Origin of the sequence: Nocardia carnea (assembly GCF_029868855.1) — a bacterium.
Lineage (GTDB): Bacteria > Actinomycetota > Actinomycetes > Mycobacteriales > Mycobacteriaceae > Nocardia > Nocardia carnea_A.
Map to the genome: position 1 here is coordinate 58686 of NZ_JARWOV010000246.1, position 14194 is coordinate 72879.

General features: G+C 67.6%; 15 protein-coding genes and 1 pseudogene. 2 read left to right on the forward strand and 14 right to left on the reverse strand.

Features of this window, described 5'->3' with window-relative positions:
* The first annotated feature begins 39 nt into the window (after window positions 1-39).
* On the forward strand, window positions 40-435 hold the full coding sequence (locus QH195_RS25235; protein ID WP_280437260.1) for a hypothetical protein: 396 nt from the start codon (window positions 40-42) through the stop codon (window positions 433-435).
* 36 nt (window positions 436-471) lie between these two features.
* On the opposite strand, the gene QH195_RS25240 is transcribed toward QH195_RS25235, so the two are convergent.
* The 9 genes and pseudogenes from QH195_RS25240 to QH195_RS25280 all read right to left on the reverse strand — a co-directional run bounded on the left by QH195_RS25240 (window position 472) and on the right by QH195_RS25280 (window position 9185).
* Window positions 472-717 carry a hypothetical protein gene (locus QH195_RS25240; protein ID WP_280421502.1) on the reverse strand — a complete coding sequence of 82 codons (246 nt, stop codon included), beginning with the start codon at window positions 715-717 and terminating at the stop codon, window positions 472-474.
* 137 nt (window positions 718-854) lie between these two features.
* Complete coding sequence (locus QH195_RS25245; protein WP_280421501.1) at window positions 855-1364, reverse strand: hypothetical protein; 510 nt, start codon at window positions 1362-1364, stop codon at window positions 855-857.
* A gap of 355 nt (window positions 1365-1719) precedes the next feature.
* The gene (locus tag QH195_RS25250; RefSeq protein ID WP_280437261.1) at window positions 1720-2229 is read right to left on the reverse strand and encodes a hypothetical protein; all 510 of its coding nucleotides are present in this window, start codon (window positions 2227-2229) and stop codon (window positions 1720-1722) included.
* Entirely contained in the window at window positions 2217-3200 is a 984-nt protein-coding gene (gene hemB / locus QH195_RS25255; RefSeq protein ID WP_280437262.1) for a porphobilinogen synthase, read from the reverse strand. Before hemB ends, QH195_RS25250 begins: the two co-directional genes overlap by 13 nt.
* A 328-nt stretch (window positions 3201-3528) precedes the next feature.
* Window positions 3529-5091 carry a bifunctional uroporphyrinogen-III C-methyltransferase/uroporphyrinogen-III synthase gene (locus QH195_RS25260; RefSeq protein ID WP_280421498.1) on the reverse strand — a complete coding sequence of 521 codons (1563 nt, stop codon included), beginning with the start codon at window positions 5089-5091 and terminating at the stop codon, window positions 3529-3531.
* A 206-nt stretch (window positions 5092-5297) separates the two neighbouring features.
* A pseudogene (gene hemC / locus QH195_RS25265) lies at window positions 5298-6293 on the reverse strand (hydroxymethylbilane synthase); the annotation flags it as partial.
* Window positions 6290-7717: a glutamyl-tRNA reductase gene (locus QH195_RS25270; RefSeq protein WP_280421497.1), complete on the reverse strand. Its 1428-nt coding sequence runs from the start codon at window positions 7715-7717 to the stop codon at window positions 6290-6292. The pseudogene hemC and the gene QH195_RS25270, both read right to left, overlap by 4 nt.
* On the reverse strand, window positions 7714-8673 hold the full coding sequence (locus QH195_RS25275; RefSeq protein WP_280437263.1) for a redox-sensing transcriptional repressor Rex: 960 nt from the start codon (window positions 8671-8673) through the stop codon (window positions 7714-7716). The genes QH195_RS25270 and QH195_RS25275 overlap by 4 nt, the downstream gene beginning before the upstream one ends.
* A 248-nt stretch (window positions 8674-8921) precedes the next feature.
* On the reverse strand, window positions 8922-9185 hold the full coding sequence (locus tag QH195_RS25280; protein WP_280421496.1) for a glutaredoxin family protein: 264 nt from the start codon (window positions 9183-9185) through the stop codon (window positions 8922-8924).
* A 183-nt stretch (window positions 9186-9368) separates the two neighbouring features.
* Here QH195_RS25280 and QH195_RS25285 point away from each other — a divergent pair, with 183 nt between their 5' ends.
* Window positions 9369-10316 carry an HAD family hydrolase gene (locus QH195_RS25285; RefSeq protein WP_280421504.1) on the forward strand — a complete coding sequence of 316 codons (948 nt, stop codon included), beginning with the start codon at window positions 9369-9371 and terminating at the stop codon, window positions 10314-10316.
* A gap of 18 nt (window positions 10317-10334) precedes the next feature.
* On the opposite strand, the gene QH195_RS25290 is transcribed toward QH195_RS25285, so the two are convergent.
* The 5 genes from QH195_RS25290 to proC form a co-directional block, all read right to left on the reverse strand.
* Window positions 10335-11348 carry a lysophospholipid acyltransferase family protein gene (locus QH195_RS25290; protein WP_280421495.1) on the reverse strand — a complete coding sequence of 338 codons (1014 nt, stop codon included), beginning with the start codon at window positions 11346-11348 and terminating at the stop codon, window positions 10335-10337.
* Window positions 11345-12427, reverse strand: a complete 1083-nt coding sequence (locus QH195_RS25295; RefSeq protein ID WP_280437264.1) for an NAD-dependent epimerase/dehydratase family protein — start codon at window positions 12425-12427, stop codon at window positions 11345-11347. The genes QH195_RS25290 and QH195_RS25295 overlap by 4 nt, the downstream gene beginning before the upstream one ends.
* Before the next feature lie 185 nt (window positions 12428-12612).
* Complete coding sequence (locus tag QH195_RS25300) at window positions 12613-12714, reverse strand: 30S ribosomal protein bS22 (protein WP_003402602.1); 102 nt, start codon at window positions 12712-12714, stop codon at window positions 12613-12615.
* 206 nt (window positions 12715-12920) lie between these two features.
* Window positions 12921-13151, reverse strand: a complete 231-nt coding sequence (locus QH195_RS25305) for a helix-turn-helix domain-containing protein (protein WP_086007797.1) — start codon at window positions 13149-13151, stop codon at window positions 12921-12923.
* Between the two features lie 163 nt (window positions 13152-13314).
* Window positions 13315-14133 (reverse strand): pyrroline-5-carboxylate reductase, encoded by an 819-nt coding sequence (proC, locus tag QH195_RS25310; RefSeq protein ID WP_280421493.1) that lies wholly within the window; start codon window positions 14131-14133, stop codon window positions 13315-13317.
* Between the last annotated feature and the right edge of the window lie 61 nt (window positions 14134-14194).

Sequence of the window (14194 nt, forward strand, 5' to 3'; positions counted from 1 at the left end):
TCGTAACAACTCCGTGAATCACCGGCCGGGGAGGTCGTTTTGCGAATTGCCATCAGAGGTTCGGCGCTGGCCGCGGTCTCGGTCGCATGTGGTGTCCTGGCGACCGGGTTCGGCGCGGGAACGGCCGCGGCGGCCGAACCGGTCGTGGACCCGGACAACGCGCGCGCCGGCCTACGGCTCAATCAGGCCGAAACCGCGGCACTGGCCGGTGGCCCGGTACCCGCGCTGGTCGACCAGGTCGTACCCGCCTCCCGGATCGGCGCCGGCCTGCACAGCGGGACCCGCCTCTACCGGGACGACGACGGCGGCGTGCACGCCTCGTTGCGGCAGGTGATGCTGGAATCGGTCGACAACGGCGGCTCGGTGATCGTGTTCCTCCACGTTCCGGGCGCGGAGCACGGCCGCGTTTTCGACATCTACCAGCAGTGGGACTGAACAGGATCTACCAGCGGTGGGACTGAACCGGCTCGCTCAGTCCCGCACCGGGCGCAGCAGCCGGGCAGCGGCGTCGACGGTGGCCAATCCCGCACCGGTCACCAGCACCCCCGCCAGGAAAAGCCACGGCGCGACGTAGCGGGTCGCGGTGTAGGCCGGATAGTCCCCGGTGGCCGGGAGGTCGATGGTCTGCAGGCCCTGCGCCCAGCACAGGGCGGCCAACCCGATCGCGAGAACCGCCACCGCGAGATCGACAGCCGGTACGATATGCGAACGGTTCACGGGTCTCCTCATCCAGTGCGACTTCTCGATCCCGGGCGGCTCCTCCGTTACCGGAGAATGCCGGCCGGCAGGCTCCCGGGCGTTTCGCGATACCGCCCCGGCTCCACCACCGATGCTGCCCGTGTGCGATCCGATAATCAATCGTCGCGGGCTGTGTCGCCTACCGAATCGGTACCGGACCGGGTGATCGCCTCGGTCAACGCGGTACGCAGCGCCCGGTGGTCCTTCGCCCAGGTACGGACCAGTTCGCCGTCGGTACGCCGCAGGCCGACGGCGGTGCGCCGGCGCGGCACTCCGGTCAGTTCGCCCAGCACCCGGCCGTCTTCCCAAGGTTCGTCGGAGTCGGCCGGGAGTACCGCGGCGATGGAACGGATCGAGGTCGTCTCGGCGCCGTTGCGCAGGAAGCCGTCGGTTACTTCCACACTCACGTGCGTACGGGCTGCATAGATCTGCAGGACCGCGAAACCGGTGATCAGCACGGCGCAGAAAACCAACGCGAACCAATGGGGAGTGACACCTGCGGCGAGCTCCGCGGCCAGCAGGAGCACACAGATCAACGGGCCGTACGCCACCGCCCGCCAGCGGGCTCCAGGTTCCGTGAAGAGTACTTCTCCGGTATCGGCCGCAGTACCGGATCGTTCAGACATACGGACGCGAACCGGAAACCGGAAACACTCGAATCAGCCGACGATGCTGGGAATGAGCAACACCGCCACGGTGAGAACACCGAACAGGATCAGAAGAGTCAGGACGAGCATATCCCGCCGAATACTCTGCGGCTGCTGGATCACCACTCGCATCGTTGCCTCCGATCCCCGGAAAACCGGCCCGGGATTTCGCCCTACTGGACGGGTACCCGTGACCACCGGTTCGCATGTCGTCTGTGACAGCCCTCACCATACATGCCGGAATACCGGGAACAAACTCGACGTTCGTTCTGTGGATGCGCCGCCGACTCAGAGGCGGTATCAACATGCTGGTCAGGAAGCCGATCGGGAGATTTCACAACTTTCCGGGCGCCTGCGGCCCACGCGGCATGAACCACTTCGCGGCTTCCGGCCGCTGGCACAGGTAGATCGCCCCACCCGCCAGGACGGCTTGCAGGATGGACACTGCCCCGGACAGCACCTGCCCGGCGTTCTCCACCACGCCGATGGAGAACAGGGCGGCAACACCCATGATCACCAGCCAGATCCCGACGAAGGTCAGCAGCGTACGCGCCCACAGCCTGCCCTTGCCGAGCTGATGGACAACCGCGACCCCCAGCGCTGCGATCACCGCCCCGAACACCACGCCGAGGACGGCACCCACCGTGACGAGCAGATCGATCGTCGCCGGCGCGAACTGCTGATCCGCGGTCTGCATGCGTTCCCGGAACTCGGCACTGAACCGCTCCCGGTTCAGCAATGTATCGGCCAGCGAAACGAAGAGCTGGACCAACCCCAAACCGATTACGCCCCACCATAATTGCCGCGCGGTGACAACATCCGCGGGCGGATTCACGACCGACACAGCCAGCGCGCCGCCTCTGTCGCCCAATAGGTGAGCACGATATCCGCACCGGCACGGCGAATACCGGTCAGCGATTCCAGTACCGCGGCGCGGCGATCGATCCAGCCGCGTTCGGCGGCCGCTGTGATCATCGAATACTCCCCGGAGATCTGGTATGCCGCGACCGGCACCGGAGATCGGTCCGCCACGTCCCGCAGAATATCGAGATAGGCCATGGCCGGTTTCACCATGACGATATCCGCGCCCTGTTCCAGATCCAGCTCCAGTTCATGGATGGATTCGCGCCGGTTGGCGGCGTCCTGCTGGTAGGTGCGCCGGTCGCCCTGCAACGAAGAGGCCACCGCCTCCCGGAACGGGCCGTAGAACGCCGAAGCATATTTCGCCGCATACGCCAGAATCGCGGTGTCGGTCCGCCCGGCCTCGTCCAGCGCCTCCCGGATCGCGCCGACCTGGCCGTCCATCATCCCGCTCGTCCCGAGCAGATCGGCCCCGGCCTCGGCCTGGGCGAGCGCCATCTCCACATAGCGCAGCAGAGTGGCGTCGTTGTCGACCGCACCCGCCACGTCGAGCACACCGCAATGCCCGTGATCGGTGAATTCGTCGAGGCAGGTATCGGCCATCACCACGGTCGCGTCACCCACCTCGGCGGCCAGCGCCCGCAGCCCACGGTTGAGAATGCCCTCCGGCGCGGACGCCTGGCTGCCCACCGGGTCTTTGTCCTCGGGTTCGGGAACCCCGAACAACATCAAACCACCGACCCCGGCCTCCACCGCTTCCACCGCGGCCTTGCGCAGTGAATCCAGCGAATGCTGGAAAACACCCGGCATCGAACCGATTTCCCGCGGTTCGGACAACCCGTCCGCGACGAACATCGGCAATACGAGGTGCCGCGGCTCCAGACTTGTCTCGGCCACCAGCCGCCGCAGTGCGGGGGTGCGCCGCAACCGCCGCGGACGCTCGATTCCGCTCATGGGTACCGAGTCTAGGTTCACGGCGCGCAGACCGCCGTCGCGGGTTGCGGGGCCCGGCCCCGGCCCATGTCAGGAAGTTCGCCTGCTGTGGCAGCTCCTGAGACAGGGAACGACGAGCAAGCCGCTGAGCACGCAGACCGCCCCGTAACCCACGCGCCGACGCCTTCGCTGCGACCAGTCACCTCACCGGCAGCACCGGCCCGCAAGGGTGGCACGCCGACGGTGTTGCGCCAGTCCTCGGCCGACCGACAGCCGGCCGACCTCGGACCAGGTGGAACGGGGTCGCCGCGGACCGTTCCGGGGAACGGAACCGGGCACGCCCGGCGCATCACCGGCTGCGGCGGCTCTTCTTCCGAGGCGGTGGCAGCAGGCCCTCGGCCCGGAGGCGGGCGGCGTGCTCGGCGAGCGCTTCCACCAACGGGCCCACCTGGGCGACCTCCGGCTGTACGTCGACCCGGAGGCCGAACTCGACCGCGGTTTCCGCCGTTTTCGGGCCGATGCAGGCCACGATCGTGCGCGCGTGCGGTTTACCGGCGATACCCACCAGGTTCCGGACCGTGGAGCTCGAGGTGAACAGGACCGCGTCGAAACCGCCGGTCTTGATCATCTCGCGGGTCTCCGCGGGCGGCGGGGAGGCGCGCACCGTGCGGTAGGCCGTCACATCGTCGATCTCCCAGCCACGTTCACGCAGGCCCTCCGCGAGGGTTTCGGTCGCGATATCGGCGCGCGGCAACAACACCCGGTTCACCGGATCGAACACATCGTCGTAGGGCGGGAAATCGGCGAGCAGGCCGAGCGAGGACTGCTCCCCACTGGGCAGCAGTTCCGGGTTGATACCGAAGGAGCGCACCTTGTCGGCGGTGGCCTCACCCACACAGGCGATCTTCACACCGGAGAACGCCCGCGCGTCCAACCCGAATTCGGCGAACTTCTCCCAGACCGCGCGCACCGCGTTGGTGGAGGTGAACACCACCCACTGGTACCGGCCGTCCACCAGACCCTTGACCGCGCGTTCCATCTGCGCGGGACTCCGGGGCGGTTCGACCGCGATGGTGGGAACTTCCTTCGGGATGGCGCCGTGGGTGACCAGCCGTTCGCTCATCTCTCCGGCCTGATCCTTGGTGCGCGGCACCAGGACCGTCCAGCCGTAGAGCGCCCGCGATTCCCACCACGACATCTTCGACCGCTGCGCGACCGCCTTGCCGATGGTGACGACCAGCGGACCGACCAGTTCGGAGGCGGTGCTGTTCAGTGTCGCCAGGGTGGCCTCGATGGTGCGCTGCTGCCGGGTGGTCCCGCGCACGGTCACCGCGACCGGGGTCTGCGGTGCCATGCCGTGTTCCACCAGCGCGCTCGCGGTTTCGGCCAGATGGCCGGAGGTCGCATGCAGTACCAGCGGGCCAGGAGCGGCGGCCAGCGCCGGCCAGTCCACCTCTCCGCGCACATCGGCCTCGGTATGTCCGGAGCCGAGCGCGATACCCGCATAGCTCGGCACCGCCGAACCGGACGGTAGACCGGGTAGCACCTCGAAAACGATATGCGATTTGGTGACCGTGGTGACCTCGGCGATCACCGCATCGGTGGTGAGCGGGTCACCGGAAACCACCCGCACCACATCGTGACCGGCTTTCGCCTCGGCGATCAAGGTCTTGGCGACCTCGGCGGGGTCGCCGAGGGCGGGCCGCACGTCCACGGCACGCTCGCCGTCGGGGTCGGCTTCCACCTCGGTGCCGATCAGGGCGAGTACTCCGGCGTCCACATCGGGATCGGTAAACGCAAGGGTGGCCCGGCACAGCACTTCGCGGGATCGGGTGGTCAGCAATGCCGGGTCCCCCGGGCCCGACCCTACGAACAGGATCCGCCCCGGATGCTTCTTGCTGGCTCGACTCATCGGTTGTTCTCCATTGGACTGGGTTCGGTGAAGTCCGTGGCGGTGCTCGTTCCCGCTGCGGCGGTGCCGCTCGATTTCACTGCGGCGGTGCCGCCTGATTTCGCTGCGGCAGTACCGCCCGATTCCGGGGCGGCAGCGCTCGAATCCGCTGCGGCGGTGCTCGTTCCCACCGGGGTGGTGTTGTTCCCGGCCGGCGCGGTGGGTGAATCCGCGGTGCCGGGGTCGGCGGCGAGTAGCTCGCGTGCACCCAGCTCCAGTAATTCGCGGGCCAGTGCGCGGCCGAGTTCCGCGGCCTGCGCCGGTGCTCCCACCGTCGAGGCCCTTATCACATCGGAACCGTCGACCGCGGCGGCGCAGCCGCGCAGTGACAGTTCCTCGACGATGCGTCCGTCGTCATCCAACGATTCGACGATTTCGGCAATCGCTCCGACGGGCGCCGTGCAGCCCGCCTCGAGTTCGGCGAGCAGGGCACGTTCGGCGGTCACGGCGGTTCTGCTGCCGTGATCGTCGAGCGCGGCCAGCAGCTCGATCAGTTCGGTATCCGCGGTCCGGCATTCGACGGCCAGCGCACCCTGGGCGGGCGCGGGCAGCATCTGCACCGGGTCCAGCGCTTCGGTGACGGCGTCCAGCCGGCCGATCCGGGCGAGTCCGGCGCGGGCGACAACCACCGCGTCCAGCTCACCCCCGGCGACCTTGCCCAGCCGGGTGTCCAGGTTGCCGCGCAACGGCTGGATGTCCAGACCCAGGCCCAGGGCGCGCAATTGGGCGATCCGGCGCGGCGCGGAGGTCCCGACCACCGCACCCGGCGGAAGTTCACCGAGCACCATGCCGTCCCGGGCGACCAGCGCGTCGCGCGGATCCTGCCGGGGCGGCACCGCGGCGAGTACGAATCGTTCGTCGGCGGCGGTGGGCAGATCTTTGTACGAATGGACCGCGATATCGATATTTCCGGCGGCCAGTTCAGCGCGCAGTGCGCTGGTGAAAACCCCGACACCGATATCCTCGACCGGCCCGGTGGACAGATCACCCGGTGTTTCGATCAACACCAGTTCCGCCGGGTGCCCGGCGGCGATGAGTGCGTCGCGCACATCACCGGCCTGGGTGCGGGCGAGCAGGCTGGCGCGGGTACCGATCCGGAACACCGGTCGGCCACCGGCGGCCGGGCCCGCGGCCGGGGCGCCTTCGCCGTGCAGGACTGTCATGTCGACCGCTCCTGTTCGTCGTCGTGGCTGCCGGGGGTGAAATCGTCGGCCAGGGCCACATCGCCGTCCAGGCCCATCCAGCCCGCGCCGTTGTGTTCGGCGCGGCTGATCTCCATGGGCGCCGCCACGGCCTGGGCCGCTCCCGGTTTCAGTTCGAACAGCTCACGCAGGGCCTCGGCATAGCTGTCGCCGCCCGGCGTGGTGGCCAGCTGCTTGACCCGGACCGTCGGCGCGTGCAGCAATTTGTCCACCACCCGGCGTACCGTGCGGGCCACTTCGTCGCGGGCGGGATCGGCGAGTCCGGGCAGGCGGGAATCCAACCGGAGCAATTCGGCCTCCACCACTTCCGCGGCCCGCTGCCGCAGCGCGGCGACGGTTGGGGTGACCTCGGCCATCCGCTGCCCGGCCAGGTATTTGGCGAGTTCGTCGGCGACGATGGCCCGGGCCGCGGCGGTATCGTCGGCCGCCGCACCCGCAGCCGGGTCGCGCTGGAGGGTCTCGATATCGATCACGGTGACACCGGGCAACCCGGCCACCGCGTGATCCACATCGCGGGGTAGCCCGAGGTCGCAGAACACCAGCGGCCGGCCGGTGCGGCGTTCGCGGTGTGAGAGCGCGTTGTGCGCATCGGCCAGGGTCACCACCGAGCCCACCGCGCCCGTGCAGGTGATCACCACATCGGCCGACACCAGCGCCTCGCCCAGCCGGGACAGTTCGTAGGCGCGTGCCTTCACCCCGTGTGATTCGGCGGTCGCGGCCAGGCGTTCGGCCCGCTCGATGGTGCGGTTGACCACCAGGATCTCGTCGATTCCGGCGCGGGACAGATGCGCCACCGACAGACCGCCCATCGCGCCGGCGCCGACCACCGCCGCCGTCCGGCCGGCGAGCGGGCCGAGCACGGTGGCCGCACGGTCCAGCGCCACCGATACCACCGAGGCACCGGCCCGGTCGATCCCGGTTTCCGAATGCACCCGCTTACCGACCCGCAACGCCTGTTGCGACAGCTCGTGCAGGGTACGCCCGATGGCCTGCTGGGCGTCGGCGGTGGTGTAGGCACTGCGGATCTGGCTGAGGACCTGCTGTTCGCCGACGACCATGGAATCCAGCCCGCTGGCCACCGCGAACAGATGTTCCGCGGCGGCCTCGCTGTAGCGGACATACGCGTGGCGGGTGAGTTCGGGCATCGGCAATCCGGAATGCGCGGTCAACAGTTCACCGACATCGGCGAGACCACCGTGGAAAGCATCGACGACCGCGTAGATCTCCACCCGGTTGCAAGTCGAAACGATCATCGCTTCGGAGATATGGCTCGAGGCCAGCATGCGGTCGATCAGTTTGGGCCGATCGGCATCGGTGATCGCCACCTTCTCCAGCATCGCAACGGGTGCGCTGCGATGGGAGATCCCGACGAGAAGAACGCTCATGGTGTGACCACCGATCCCTTGCTGGTTGGCTCCGTTGCCGTATGCGAGGTCGTCTGGGCGGCCTGCGCCGCGCAATGGGACAGTCCGGCGGTGCCCGGCGTCGGGTGCGCGGGCACCCGGCGGGCGATCCGGCCGGAACCGGTCAACGGATGAGCGGCCGGTACGGCACTGTTCGATACAACGCCGGCGGCACCGGATTCATTCGCCGGACCGGTGGCGGTCTCCGCCACATCCGCGGTGGTCGAGCTCTCGGTGGGCTCTTCGGGGTCGGCATTGCGCACCCGTTCGAACGAGAGCATCTGCATTTCCACGGCGAGATCCACCCGCCGCAACTCGACCCCCGGTGGGGCGGTCAGCTGGCACAGCGCGAAGCTCAGGATGGACTGCATCCCGGCCGCCACCAGCTCGTCACACACCTGCTGGGCACTGTCGTCGGGCACCGCGATCACCGCGATGGTGGGACGCAGCACGGCGATCTCGCCGGCCAGGTCGGCGGCGTCGCGCACCCGCAACCCCTCGACATCCAGGCCGATCACCTCGGGATCGTTGTCGAAGATGCCGACCACGGAGAAGCCCCGCCGCCGGAAACCGCGATAACCGACCAGCGCACGACCCAGATTGCCCGCACCGACCAGCACCACCCGATGACCACCGGACAGGCCCAGAACATCTTCGATCCGGGCCCGCAATCTGGCCACGTCGTAGCCGACCCCGCGCACCCCGTTCGGACCCAGGAACGACAGATCCTTACGAAGTTTGGCCGAATTGACACCCGCCGCGACAGCCAGTTCCTCACTGGATACGATGGCGACACCGTCATCGGTCAACAGGGCGAGCACCCGGAGATAGGTGGCGAGCCGGGCCACCGTAGCCTGGGGAATGTCCTTCTGCGGTGTTCGAGTGGTGACGTTGGGAGCATCGCCGGAGACGCCGCGCGTCTCATGGTGCTCACTCACGTCCTCGGCTCCTCGTCCGGACCGCCAGACGGCCCGGGATGGTCGGCGACCTCGGCCATGATTGATGCGCCTGGGGTCGGATATCGGGTTGATTCACCTGCTACCGGCGGCCGGATACTCGCCCCGGCCTGCGGTTCGCGTGCCACCACCGTAACTGCTTGTGAACCCATGCACAAAGTCGGTGAAATTCGCCTCATTTTGTGTCGCGGCCGAGCCTTGTACGATCTGCGCCCACAATTCGCACGGCGTCAACGACCGAGGTCGCTGCGTAAACGTGTCTCGTCCACGTCGAAATAGCTGTGTTCCCGGCCGTCGAGCAGGACAACGGGGAGCCGGTCACCGTATTCCGCGCGCAGTGCGGGGTCGGTACCGGCGGCGACATCGACGTCCACCACACCGGGGGTGAGACCGAATTCCGCGCATACGGTTCGCAGCTGATCCAGCGCCCGGTCGCACAGCGCGCAGCCGGCGCGGGTCAGCAGTGTCACCTCATGAGTCCTCGGGTTGGTCATAACCGCCATTCAACCCGCCCGGCGCGGCCGTTCGCGCCACTGCGGTGCGTCCGGGGGCCCGCGTCCGGTTAGTGTGGACGTGATTCGCGCGAACAGGCGGAGGTACTGGTGCCGGAACGATCGAAGGTGGGGAAAACCGGGTTCATCGCGGGCCGGTTCGGAGAACTTCCGGTGCGCTGGAATCTGGGGCCGCTCGGACAGGGCCTCACCGAGCAACTCGCGCGTATCTCGCGCAGCCCGTTCGGACCCAGCGAGGAGGAGGTCCGCGCCAATGTCGCCGGTGAGGCCAGCGCCGACGCCGCCCTGGCGCTACAGGACGCCGAACGGGCCGGCGCCGGTGATATCGGCATCCCCGAGGTCCCCCGCGACCTCACCGCCGCGGCATTCTTCGACGTCGACAACACGATGGTGCAGGGCGCCTCGATCGTGCATTTCGCTCGCGGCCTGGCGGCGCGCAAATATTTCCGCAGCGCCGATCTGGCGGATATCGCGTGGAAGCAGGTGAAGTTCCGGGTCACCGGCAAAGAGAACAGCACCGATATGGCCACCGGTAAAGAGAAAGCACTGGAATTCATCGCCGGCCGCTCCACCGCCGAACTCGCGGCGCTGGGCGAAGAAATCTACGACGAGATCATCGCCGACAAGATCTGGCCCGGCACCCGCGCCCTGGCACAGATGCATCTGGACGCGGGCCAGCAGGTCTGGCTGGTCACCGCGACCCCGGTCGAACTCGCCCAGGTGATCGCCAAACGACTCGGCTTGACCGGCGCCCTCGGCACAGTCGCCGAAAGTGTCGACGGGAAATTCACCGGCCGCCTGGTCGGCGATATCCTGCACGGTCTCGGTAAGGCGCATGCCGTGCGCGCGCTCGCCATCCGCGAAGGTCTCAACCTCAAACGCTGTACGGCCTACTCGGACAGCCACAACGATGTGCCCATGCTGTCGCTCACCGGCACCGCGGTCGCCATCAACCCCGATTCCGACCTGCGCGAGGTCGCCAAGGCCCGCGGCTGGGAGATCCGCGATTTCCGCACGGGTCGCAAAGCCGCGAAAATCGGTGTCCCCACCGCTCTCGCCCTCGGGGCCGCCGGCGGTGCCGTTGCCGCCGCCGTAACCCGTCGGCGGCGGTAGTAGCCCGCCGCCGAAAATTCAGCCCATGAATGTGTTGCGGCGTTTGATGAGCAGTTTGTAGAGGGTCTGCTGGATGGTTTCGCGGACCTGGTCGGTGACCTCGAACATGAGCATCGGGTCGTCGGCGTCCTCGGTTTCGTATTCGGCGGTGCTGATGGGCTCGCCGAATTCGATGTACCACTTGGAGGGCAGCGGGACGGCACCCAAGGGACCGAGATGCGGGAAGGTCGGGGTCACGGGGAAATACGGCAGGCCCAGCAGCCGCGCGAGCGGTTTGATATCGGCGAGTTTCGGATAGATCTCCTCCGATCCGACGATGGAGCACGGGATGATCGGCGTACCCGTGCGCACGGCGGCGGCCACGAAGCCGCCCCGGCCGAAGCGCTGGAGCTTGTAGCGATCGGCGTACTGCTTACCGACACCTTTGAACCCTTCCGGGAACACCCCGGTGATCTCGCCGGACCGCAGCAGGCGTTCGGCGTCCGGGCGGCAGGCCAGGGTGTGCCCGGCCTTGCGGGCGAGCGAACCGACCATCGGCATCTCGAAGACCAGATCGGCCGCCAGCAGGCGCAGCGCCCGCTGTTTGGGATGGTGGTCGTGGACCGCGAGTTGCAGCATCAGTCCGTCGAGCGGGACGGTGCCGGCGTGGTTGGCCACGAGCAGCGCGCCACCGGCCTCCGGAATGTTCTCCATACCGTTGACCTGGACCCGGAACCAGTTCTCGGCGAGCGGGCGCAGCGCGGGTAGCAGCACAGATTCGAGCAGATGCTCGTCGAAGCCGAACTCGTCGATCTGGTAGTCGCCGGTGAGCCGGCGACGGGCGAACTCGGCGGTACGCCCGATCTGTTTGCCGACGGCGTCGCGCAGCAGATCTCCGAACGACCGCGGCGGCGGCGGAGTGGGCGGTGTCAGCCGGTCGATCAGTGAGGTCACCGACCGGTCGGCGGACCCGGCCCAGTCCCGCGCGGGCGGCCGCGGCCGTGGTTCGGCGGAAAGATCTTGTAACCGGATAACTTTGGCGACGTCGTTCATGTATGTGCTCCCGTACCGGCCCTCAGCAGGCCGAGCAGTTTGTTTTCTGCGGCGTCGATCCACGCTGGATCGACTACGGGCCGCAACGCTGCGCCCCCGGTGAAGTCGTCGAACGCCTGTACCGTCGTCCAGCGCGGCTCGAACCCGAGTTCGGCGCGCATACGCGTCGTGTCCAGACCACAACCGAAAAGGAAATAATCGAGCTGCTCGGAACTGAAATCACGCATCACCGGGCCCATCAGGGTCCGGCCGACGGTGCGGAACACCGACCACGGTACCGGCATCGCGACCCGGCCCGCACGGCGTACCGCCTGAGAAAGTGCCAAGGCTCCGTCGCCGGCGACGTTATAGATGCCACCCGGCCCCGCCGCGGTGGCATGGACCAGCGCCGCTACCGCATCTTCCTCGTGCAGGAACTGCATCCGCGCGTCCCGCCCGAGCACCGTCGGTGTGATCGGCGAACGCAGCAGTTGCGCGGCCCGCCCACCCAGGCCCGGGCCGATGATCGGGGCGAGGCGCAGGGTGATGGTGGTGATATCCGGCCGCCGCCGGGCCAGGCCACGCGCGAAACCTTCGACCTCGATCATATCGCGGGCGAACCAGCCGCCCGGTGGCGTGCGCGCGCTCATTTCTTCGGTGAATTTCGCAGGGTCCTTGGCACTGCCGCCGTATACCCCGGAACTCGAGCGCAACACCACCCGGCGCACGGTCGGTGATTTATGGCAGACCGCGAACAACTGCATCGCGCCGAGCACGTTCATATCTTTCATCGCCGCCCGTCCGCCGCCCCCGGACGGCGGTTGCGACAAAATCGCGGTATGTACCACGGTATCGACATCGTGACGTTCGATAACTTTGCGAATCAACGGGTTCCGGATATCGGCGCGCACGAATTCGGCGCGGCCCATCCGGCGGCGTAGCGGCGGGGCAGGGGTGAGTACATCGACTGCGACAATGCGCTCGATATCGGGATCGGCGGCCAGCCGGGTGACGACATTCCCGCCGAAGTATCGGCTGGCACCGGTCACCAGCACCACCCTGGGCCTGTAGTTGCCGTTCACGTCAGCGTCCACCTGCACCGGACCGTCCCACCTCGAGCATCGGATCCCCCGCTCACTGTTCCACGTACAAGACTAGCGGCCGTGACCCCGAACACCGCCGCCCTTAACGGGGATCTAACCCCAACTTCAGCCCACCGAAACGCAAAGAAAAACCCGCCACCGGAATGGTAGCGGGTTTTTCCGGATACGATGCGCGCTCGCGCTTACTTGCCGAGTTTGCGCCGCTGCACGCGGGTGCGACGAAGCAGCTTGCGATGCTTCTTCTTCGACATGCGCTTGCGGCGCTTCTTGATCACAGAACCCATAGGGTGTCCTCGCGTTCTCTCCTCGGCGCGTCACGCGCTCGCTTACGTCAACTATCCGGCCGTACGCCCGGTTGCTCGCGGCTGAACACTCAGCCCTGGACGCGGCGGCCGGCCACGACCGCCCGAGGGCAGGTCGGCAGCCGCCACCGATCCAACACAGCGAGGGTTGATGTTACCGGCCCACCGGGCGGGGCCGGTAACCGCCTTCACCCGGCATCGAAGTAGGACGTCTCCAGATATTCGTGCACCGCCTTCGCGTGCACCCGGAACGATCTTCCGACACGTACTGCCGGTAACTCGCCCGAATGCACCAGCCGGTACACCGTCATCTTCGATACTCGCATCAGATCTGCCACCTCGGCGACGGTGAGAAATTGCGTCCCACCACCGAGTATTGATTGTCCTGGCGACGAACCACCGCCGCCACCAGCGGACATCTTGTTAGAAGACATCATCGCACCATTGACCTCCGGCACGTCCGCGCCGCCGGCTTCCCCACCGGCGGAACAGACACGCACGTGCTCCTTGAAGCTTAGCGGGACCAGTGGGATTACTGCGACGGGAGTGAGAAAACAGGTTCATACGCTGGGGGTCGTCCGGTCATTCGGAGGACGCACCCTGTTCCGATGAACGCTGCTTTGCCGCGTGCAGCGCCTCCAGGAAGGCCGAACGCAGACCCGACCGCTCCAGTTCGCGCAGGGCCGCCGCGGTCGTTCCCGCCGGCGAGGTGACGGCCGCCCGCAGATCCACGGCACTCTGCCCCGACTCCGCCAGCATGGCCGCCGAACCGAGCATCGTCTGGGTGACCAGCTGGGTGGAGATATCCCGGGTGAGTCCGAGCCCGACCCCGGCCTCGACCATCGCCTCCACGACGAGGAAGAAGTAGGCCGGGCCGGAACCGGATACCGCGGTCACCGCGTCCATCTGCGATTCGGGCACCACACAGACCTGCCCCACGGTGCTCAGCAGCTCGCTGACGAGTTCCAACTGCTCACGTTTGGCATAGCGCCCCGCGGCGAGCACACTCATTCCCTCACCGACCAGCATCGGGGTATTCGGCATGACCCGGACCACAGGGAAGCCCGCCGGTAGTTTGTTCTCCAGCCGGGCCGTCGGCACGCCCGCCGCCAGCGACACCAGGATCTGATCGCGTTCACCACCGAGATCGGCTTTCCCGAGTTCGGTGAGCACCGCGTCCACGTCGGTCGGCTTCACCGCGACAACCAGCAGATCGGCACCGACGGCCGCGTCGGCGACCGCGTCGGTCACGCGCACCCCGAATCTTCCCGCCAGCAGTTCGGCCCGGTCGGCGTGGGTTTCGACGACCACCAGGTCTTTGACGGCTCGCCCGGCCTCCAGCAAGCCGGCGATCAAGGCCTCACCGATCCGGCCACCGCCGATCACCGCAATACGTGTCATGAGGACAGTGTCCAATGCCTCGCCTCCGCGCGCGCGAACGGGCCCCGAACCGCGAGAGTCG

Bases quoted from the DNA above. Each gene is read 5' to 3' on its own strand.
- QH195_RS25245 (WP_280421501.1), bottom strand. From the start codon at position 1,364: ATGTCTGAACGATCCGGTACTGCGGCCGATACCGGAGAAGTACTCTTC.
- QH195_RS25290 (WP_280421495.1), bottom strand. From the start codon at position 11,348: ATGAACGACGTCGCCAAAGTTATCCGGTTACAAGATCTTTCCGCCGAA.
- QH195_RS25260 (WP_280421498.1), bottom strand. From the start codon at position 5,091: ATGAGTCGAGCCAGCAAGAAGCATCCGGGGCGGATCCTGTTCGTAGGG.
- QH195_RS25305 (WP_086007797.1), bottom strand. From the start codon at position 13,151: ATGTCCGCTGGTGGCGGCGGTGGTTCGTCGCCAGGACAATCAATACTC.
- QH195_RS25270 (WP_280421497.1), bottom strand. From the start codon at position 7,717: ATGAGCGTTCTTCTCGTCGGGATCTCCCATCGCAGCGCACCCGTTGCG.
- QH195_RS25280 (WP_280421496.1), bottom strand. From the start codon at position 9,185: ATGACCAACCCGAGGACTCATGAGGTGACACTGCTGACCCGCGCCGGC.
- QH195_RS25300 (WP_003402602.1), bottom strand. From the start codon at position 12,714: ATGGGTTCTGTGATCAAGAAGCGCCGCAAGCGCATGTCGAAGAAGAAG.
- proC (WP_280421493.1), bottom strand. From the start codon at position 14,133: ATGACACGTATTGCGGTGATCGGCGGTGGCCGGATCGGTGAGGCCTTG.
- hemB (WP_280437262.1), bottom strand. From the start codon at position 3,200: ATGAGCGGAATCGAGCGTCCGCGGCGGTTGCGGCGCACCCCCGCACTG.